The sequence below is a fragment of the Specibacter cremeus genome, from assembly GCF_003946885.1.
GTDB lineage: Bacteria > Actinomycetota > Actinomycetes > Actinomycetales > Micrococcaceae > Specibacter > Specibacter cremeus.
In genome coordinates this window covers 1-6,479 of the sequence record NZ_RWKQ01000018.1, presented here as the reverse complement: position 1 = coordinate 6,479, position 6,479 = coordinate 1, and the positions used below count along the sequence as shown (strand labels likewise).

Sequence of the window (6,479 nt, the reverse complement as noted above, 5' to 3'; positions counted from 1 at the left end):
ATAGGACTGATTCGAGCTCGCTTCATGACTGTCGCTGACCTAACCTGAGCTAACCGGATACGCACTACCCGCTTTGTCACTGACAGGGGCTGGGACACCTTCCACCTGGCAGGGTACTCGGGCGGCGGCGCCTGCGCACTGGCCTTCACGGCAAGATATCCCGACCGCGTCCGGAGCCTGGCGCTGCTGGAACCGGCCTGGGCGGGAAGCTGGGACTGGAGCCCGGAACACAGACAGGTCTGGGAACAGTACGGGCGGCTCAGGGCGCTGCCCCCGGACGAATTCATGAAGGGCTTCATGCGGCTCGGAATCAGGGACGGCGTGGAGCTGCCCGCACTCCCTGAGGGTGATCCGCCGCCCTGGATGGCGAAAAGACCTGCCGGGATCGGCGCCTTCCTGGACACCTTTGCAAGCTACGATCTGAACCGCTCCGCCCTGGCCGGGTACCAACGTCCCGTTTACTTCGCCTTGGGCGCCCTCAGCAACCCGCACGAATACGGCGAAATCGCGCAGAGACTGGCCGAGGTCTTTCCGGACTTCCAGCTGGAAGTCTTTGAGCGACGGCATCACTTCGATCCGCCGCACCGGATCGAGCCCGCCCGGCTCGCCGCGTCACTGCTGGCCCTGTGGAACCGGGCCGAGGCGCAGACCCAGGGCCCGTGAGGCCGCCCCTTCCTTCCTGACATTGGCGGTCCCGTCGCGCTCGCCGACGCGTCCTCGACTGATCGGCACCGACTGATTGGCACCGACTGATTGGCACCGGGCTATGGTCCGGCCGCCACCGCGTCGGCTAGTCTGCAATCACGGCATGCAGTGCCGGCCGGCAGTGCACGCATCCAGGACGTTCACGAGGAGTTCAAGTGGCTGATCAGACTTACAGCATTTCGGAGATCGTCGGCACGTCGCCCGATGGGGTCGACGCCGCCATCAAGAACGGCATCGCCGCAGCCTCGCAAACACTGCGGAACCTTGACTGGTTCGAGGTCAGTGAAATCCGCGGCCACATCAATGATGGCGTCGTCGCGGATTGGCAGGTCACCATCAAGCTTGGTTTCCGCCTGGAGCGATAAGCGGCGGCAACGCCCGGTGTGCGAGTGACCCGATTGCTACATGACGCTTTCCAGGAAGGCTTGGGTTCGCGGGTTTTGCGGTTTCTCCAGCACCTCCCGAGGCGGTCCGGATTCGACGACGACGCCGCCGTCCATGAAGACCACACGGTCCGCCACGCCGCGGGCAAAGCCGATCTCGTGCGTCACCACGATCATGGTCATGCCGCTGGCCGCAAGTCGCTGCATGACATCGAGCACGTCGCCCACCAGCTCGGGGTCCAGTGCCGAGGTGGGCTCGTCGAACAACATCAGTTTCGGTTCCATGGCCAGCGCCCGGGCAATGGCGACGCGCTGCTGTTGCCCGCCGGAGAGTTGAGCCGGGTGCTTGTTCGCCTGCGCTGACAGTCCAACCCGGTCCAGCAGGTCCCTGGCCGCCGCGATGGCGACCTGTTTGGGAATCTTGCCGATTCCCATCGGTGCGACCGTGATGTTTTCCAGGGCCGTCATGTTGGGAAACAGGTTGAAGCGCTGGAAGACCATGCCGATGCCCCGGCGCTGGTGGGCGACTTCGCGCCGGTTCATTTCGTAGATCCTGTCCTTGCGCTGGACGTAGCCGATCAGTTCGCCGTTGAAGGAGATCCTGCCCCCGTCGATGGTTTCCAAATGGTTGATACAGCGCAGGAACGTTGATTTGCCGGACCCGGAGGGGCCCAGCAGGCACATGACCTCCCCGGCGTGCACGTCCAGGGTGATGCCCTTGAGAACCTCGATCGGACCGTAGTTCTTACGCACGTTGCTGGCCCGTACCAGGGGGATCCCGGCGGGACGTTCATGGTCGCGGCGCCGTGGGGCCAATGTCTCGCTCATGGGTGGTCCAATCTTCTCAGCGGGTGGACATGACACGGTGGAACAGGGAGACGACGCGCCCGATCGGCGTCGGGCCCAGCGTTCGGGAGCCGCGTCCATAGTGGCGTTCAAGGTAGTACTGCGGGATGGAGAGGATGCTGGTCAGCGCCAGGTACCAGCAACTGACAACCACCAGCAGCTCCACCTGGCGCAGGTTCTGGGCGGAGATGTGTTCGGCCACCGTGTACATCTCCAGCACGGCAATCAGGGAGAGCAGCGCCGTGTTCTTGAGCATGGAGATGGTCTCGTTGCCCATCGGCGGGATGATCACCCGCATGGCCTGCGGCAGTTCCACCTTGATCAGCGTGAACAGCGGCGTCATGCCGAGCGAATAGGCGGCCTCCTTCTGGCCCGGATCGACGCTCATCATGCCCGCCCTGACAATCTCCGCCGAGTAGGCCGCCTCGTTGGTGGTCAGCGCGATCAGACCGGCCACAAACGCCGGGATCAGGGTGTTGGTGTCCACGGCGAAGATGTGGAAGTCCGTGAAGGGGATGCCCAGGCTGATCTGTTTGTAGAGCAGCCCCAGGTACCCCCAGAACACGATCTGCACCAGCAGCGGGGTTCCCCGGAACACCCAGACGTAGATCCACGCCATGGCGTTGAGCACGGGGTTGTCGGAGAGCCGCATGAGGGCGAGTACGATGCCCAGAATGGTGGAGAGCACCATCGAGATGATGGTCAGCAGGATGGTCAGCCCGGCGCCGCGGATGATCTGGGGGCTGAACATGAACTCTCGGATCGTCGCGTGGTCCACGTTGGGGTTGTTCCACAGCGAGGTGGCCAGCCAGGCAAAGGCGAGCACCAGGACCGCGGCCAGCACCCAGCGCCAGGGATGGCGCAGGGGGACGGCGACGACGTCGTGTGATTCGGTGAAAGCCGCGGCGTGTGCGCCGGCAGCCGTCACGGTGGCGGGTCGCGGCGGGATGGGCTGCTCCAAGGTCTTATGAAGTGGCACGGTTGATCCCTGCCTTCTCCACGGCGAAGTCGGCCAGGCCGTACTTCTTGAGCAGTTTGGCATAGCTGCCGTCGTCAATGAGCGACTGAAGGGCCGCGGCGACGGCCTTGGACAGGCCGGTCTCGCCCTTGAGCATGCCGATTCCGGTGTAGACGGGGTTGTATCCGGAGGGGTTCGCCGCGTCCTTGACCAGGGAGAACACCTTGCCGTTGCCGGCGGTCTGGGCGGCGTAGGTTGCCACCGACGCGTCGACGACGTCGGCGACCGCCTTGCCGGAGCGCACCGCGGTCTGGGCGTCCACCTCGGCGGGCAGCTGCACGAGGTTGATCGGCTTGGCGCCGTTCGCGACACACTTGGGAGCGTAGCTTTGCAACAGCTCACCCTGGACGGTCGCCTTCTGTACCGCCACGTTCTGCCCGCACAAATCCAGCACGGACTTGATGTTGCCGGGGTTGCCGGCCGGGACCAGGATCATGAAGCCGGCGTGGAAGTAGTCCACGAAGGACAGGACCTTCTGGCGTTCCAGGGTGTCGTTCATGCCGGCCATGATCACGTCGTTCTTGCCCGCCTGCAGGGACGCGACCGAGGCGTCAAATGCCTGTTGCTGGAAGTTGAACTTGATGCCGAGCTTGCCGGACAGTTGCTGGGAGAGGTCGTAGTCGAATCCGGATGGCTGTTGGTTGGCGTCCAGCATTTCCATCGGCGGGTTGGGCATGTCCGAGGCGACGTTGATGACGCCGACGCTCTTGTACTTGGCGGGGACCAGCGCCGCGGCGCTCTTGTCGACGGCGACGTTGGCCGCCGCGGGGTCGATCGTGCCGCCCGCGGAACCGCTGCCCGAGCAGCCTGCGAGCATCAGCGCCACGCCGATGCCGGCGGCGGCGAGCTGCCAGGGGACGGTGCTTCGATTGGTGGTCTTCATGTGTTCTCTCCGTTGAGTGGTCGAAATGGATTTCGGGCATGCCCGGCCGTTCCCGGCCGGCCTGTCACCAGGCCCGGCTGAAGGCCGGTCGCTGCAGGCGGAGCATGTCTTCGTAGGATTCACGTTCGACGGCCAGCGTGGCTGTTCCGTCAGCGCAAAAGATCACTGGCGGCCTCGGGGCACCGTTGTAGTTGTTGGCCATGGTGTAGGCATAGGCGCCGGTCACCGGCATCACCACCAGGTCCCCCACCTGGGGGTCGGCAATGTCGATCCCACCGGCCATGAGGTCCCCGGACTCGCATTGCCGGCCCACCACATCACACCTGACATCGGCTGGAATGTTCATTTTCAGCGCGTTGTAGGCCTCGTAGCGCTGGCCGGTGAGGGCAATTTCAAGGTTGTCGGCCATGCCGCCGTTGATCGCCACGAAGGTCTTGCCGGTGTGCTTGACGGTGTTGATGCGGTACAGCGTGACGCCGGCGCGGGCCACGATGGAGCGGCCCGGTTCGATCATCAGCTTGGCGCCCGCCGGCAGGTACCGGCGCGCCGCGTCGGTGACGGCGTCCAGGTATTGCTCCACGCTGGGGGCCTGCTCGTCACAGGTGTACCGCACACCCAGCCCGCCGCCGACGTCGTACGTTTCATACGGTCCCAGGTCCGCCACGGACTTCACCGCATCCGTGAAGGGATCGACGTCCAGCACCTGCGAGCCGATGTGCAGGTGGATGCCATCCAGGTGCAGCAGCGGATGGGTCTGGATCCGGGCTGCGATCTCGCGCAACTGGCCGAATTGCAGACCGAACTTGGAATCGCTGCCGCCCGTGGCCTGGGAGGCATGCGTATCGGGGGTGACGCCGGGGATCATGCGCACCAGCACGCCTTGGGGTTTGGTGGTCATCCGTTCCAGCCGCGCCAGGTCGTCGAAGTTGTCAATGACGATGCCGCCCACGCCCGCCTGCAGGGCCATGTCCAGTTCAGCGTCCGATTTGGCGTTGCCATGCTGGTAGATTCGCGCCGGGTCCACGCCGGCGGCCAGCGCCATCATGAGTTCGCCGCCCCCGGCCACGTCCACACTGAGCCCCTCTGCCTGGGCTATGGCGTACATGGCCACGCACGGCAGCGACTTGGAGGCGAAGAGCACCTCCGAGTTCGGCCAGCGGTCCGCCATGCCGTCCACGAACCGGCGGATCTGGCGCCGCAGCCCCGTTTCGTCATATACGTAGGCCGGCGTGCCGTAGGCCTGCGCCAGCCGGGAGACGGGGCATCCGCCGATCACAAGTTCCCCGTCATCGGTGATGGCGGACTCTTCCGGCAAGATGGCCAGTGCGCGCACACCGGCCCGGTCCATTTCATGTGCGGTCTTCACGCAGGTCCTCGGATTCTCCGCCGGCCGCGGGCCGGAAGTGGTTGGTTGAATGTGATCCACCTCAAGCTTGGAAGACCGCTGCATCGAATGCGTTGGCGCCTCCGCTAAGCTTTGAATGAATGTTTTGTCCGATCCAACAATGATCATGGGTGGGGCGGAGAGGCTGGACGGCATGGACCCTGACCTTGCGACGCTGTCGGTGCAAGACCTGGCCGGCACCTTGGGCAGCGCCCTGCTGTCGATCCTGACCCGTCCGGACGAGCCGGACCTGCCGGTGTCCGTTCCCGTCGTGTACGACAGTCGGGATGTCCTGGCCGACACCCCGGGTGGCATCCTGCTGCTGGTGGGGCTGGATCCGTCAGCCGCGGAGTCGGCCGCCGCCATCGACGCGGCGGCCGAGCGGGGTTTCTGCGCGGCCGTCATCAAGCTTCGGGGCAACAGGTACCAGGAGCTGGCCGATCGCGCCCGGCAGGCCGGTGTTGCCCTGCTTGCCTTGGACGATGAGGTTCCGTGGCGGCAATTGGACAGCCTCGTCTCGGCCATGACGAATAGTCGAGGCTCCGAGGACGCCGGCGCCGGCACGGACCTGTTCATGCTGGCCAACGCCCTGGCCACGGCCGCGGACGGTGCGGTGGCCATTGAAGACCTGGACCGGAACGTGCTGGCGTACTCCAATCTGGAACGACACACGGTGGATCGGCTGCGACGCAACGGCATCCTGGCCAGAAGGGTCCCCGAAGAGGAAAAGAACACGTGGCAGTACCGCACGGTGATGGCGACCAAGGGTGTGGTGCATTTTCCCTTCGATCCGGCTGATGGCGAATTGGCGCGCTGCGCCGCGCCCGTGCGTGCCGGGCGCCGGACAATCGGCTCGATTTGGGTGATAGAGGACGAAAAACCGATCAGCGCCGAGGCCGAGGCGGCCCTCATGGAGACAGCCCGGTTGGCCGCCATTGCCATCCTGCGCCAGCAAAACGCCGTCGACCTCGAGCACCAGATGCGGGCGGAATGGTTGCGATCGGCGCTCGAAGGCCCCGGCTCCGCGCCGGCAACGGCGGGCCGCTTCGGGATGGTTCCCACCCTGCCCTCCGTGGTGGTCGCCTTCATGTTCCGGACGGACAGGGAGGGCGGGACACAGCCGCTTATCCGGGAGCTGACGACGGCGGCCGAGCAGTATTGCGGCGTGTTCCGGTCTGACCCGGATCCGCGAGTAGGAACTTTTTGACTGGGGCGTGTTAAACCGAACAAGTGCCCCCTGAGCTGGGAAAATAGTAGTTA

7 protein-coding genes and 1 pseudogene are annotated in these 6,479 nt (G+C 65.1%); 4 read left to right on the top strand and 4 right to left on the bottom strand.

What is annotated here, in order from left to right:
- Window positions 1-57 precede the first annotated feature (57 nt).
- From EJC77_RS21335 to EJC77_RS08640, 3 genes and pseudogenes are all read left to right on the top strand, one after another.
- Window positions 58-192, top strand: a pseudogene (locus EJC77_RS21335) (alpha/beta fold hydrolase); the annotation flags it as partial.
- A 93-nt stretch (window positions 193-285) separates the two neighbouring features.
- Complete coding sequence (locus EJC77_RS21010; protein WP_240630005.1) at window positions 286-663, top strand: hypothetical protein; 378 nt, start codon at window positions 286-288, stop codon at window positions 661-663.
- Between the two features lie 197 nt (window positions 664-860).
- Window positions 861-1,070, top strand: a complete 210-nt coding sequence (locus EJC77_RS08640) for a dodecin (protein WP_125611648.1) — start codon at window positions 861-863, stop codon at window positions 1,068-1,070.
- Window positions 1,071-1,106: 36 nt separating this feature from the next.
- Here EJC77_RS08640 and EJC77_RS08635 read toward each other — a convergent pair whose 3' ends face one another.
- From EJC77_RS08635 to lysA, 4 genes are all read right to left on the bottom strand, one after another.
- Window positions 1,107-1,916 carry an amino acid ABC transporter ATP-binding protein gene (locus tag EJC77_RS08635; RefSeq protein WP_125611646.1) on the bottom strand — a complete coding sequence of 270 codons (810 nt, stop codon included), beginning with the start codon at window positions 1,914-1,916 and terminating at the stop codon, window positions 1,107-1,109.
- Window positions 1,917-1,932: 16 nt separating this feature from the next.
- On the bottom strand, window positions 1,933-2,913 hold the full coding sequence (locus tag EJC77_RS08630) for an amino acid ABC transporter permease (protein WP_240630004.1): 981 nt from the start codon (window positions 2,911-2,913) through the stop codon (window positions 1,933-1,935).
- Entirely contained in the window at window positions 2,900-3,835 is a 936-nt protein-coding gene (locus EJC77_RS08625) for an ABC transporter substrate-binding protein (RefSeq protein WP_125611643.1), read from the bottom strand. The genes EJC77_RS08630 and EJC77_RS08625 overlap by 14 nt, the downstream gene beginning before the upstream one ends.
- A gap of 64 nt (window positions 3,836-3,899) precedes the next feature.
- Window positions 3,900-5,201: a diaminopimelate decarboxylase gene (lysA, locus tag EJC77_RS08620; RefSeq protein WP_240629999.1), complete on the bottom strand. Its 1,302-nt coding sequence runs from the start codon at window positions 5,199-5,201 to the stop codon at window positions 3,900-3,902.
- A gap of 172 nt (window positions 5,202-5,373) precedes the next feature.
- On the opposite strand from lysA, the gene EJC77_RS08615 reads away from it, so the two are divergent.
- On the top strand, window positions 5,374-6,426 hold the full coding sequence (locus EJC77_RS08615) for a hypothetical protein (protein ID WP_125611641.1): 1,053 nt from the start codon (window positions 5,374-5,376) through the stop codon (window positions 6,424-6,426).
- The last annotated feature ends 53 nt before the right edge of the window (window positions 6,427-6,479 follow it).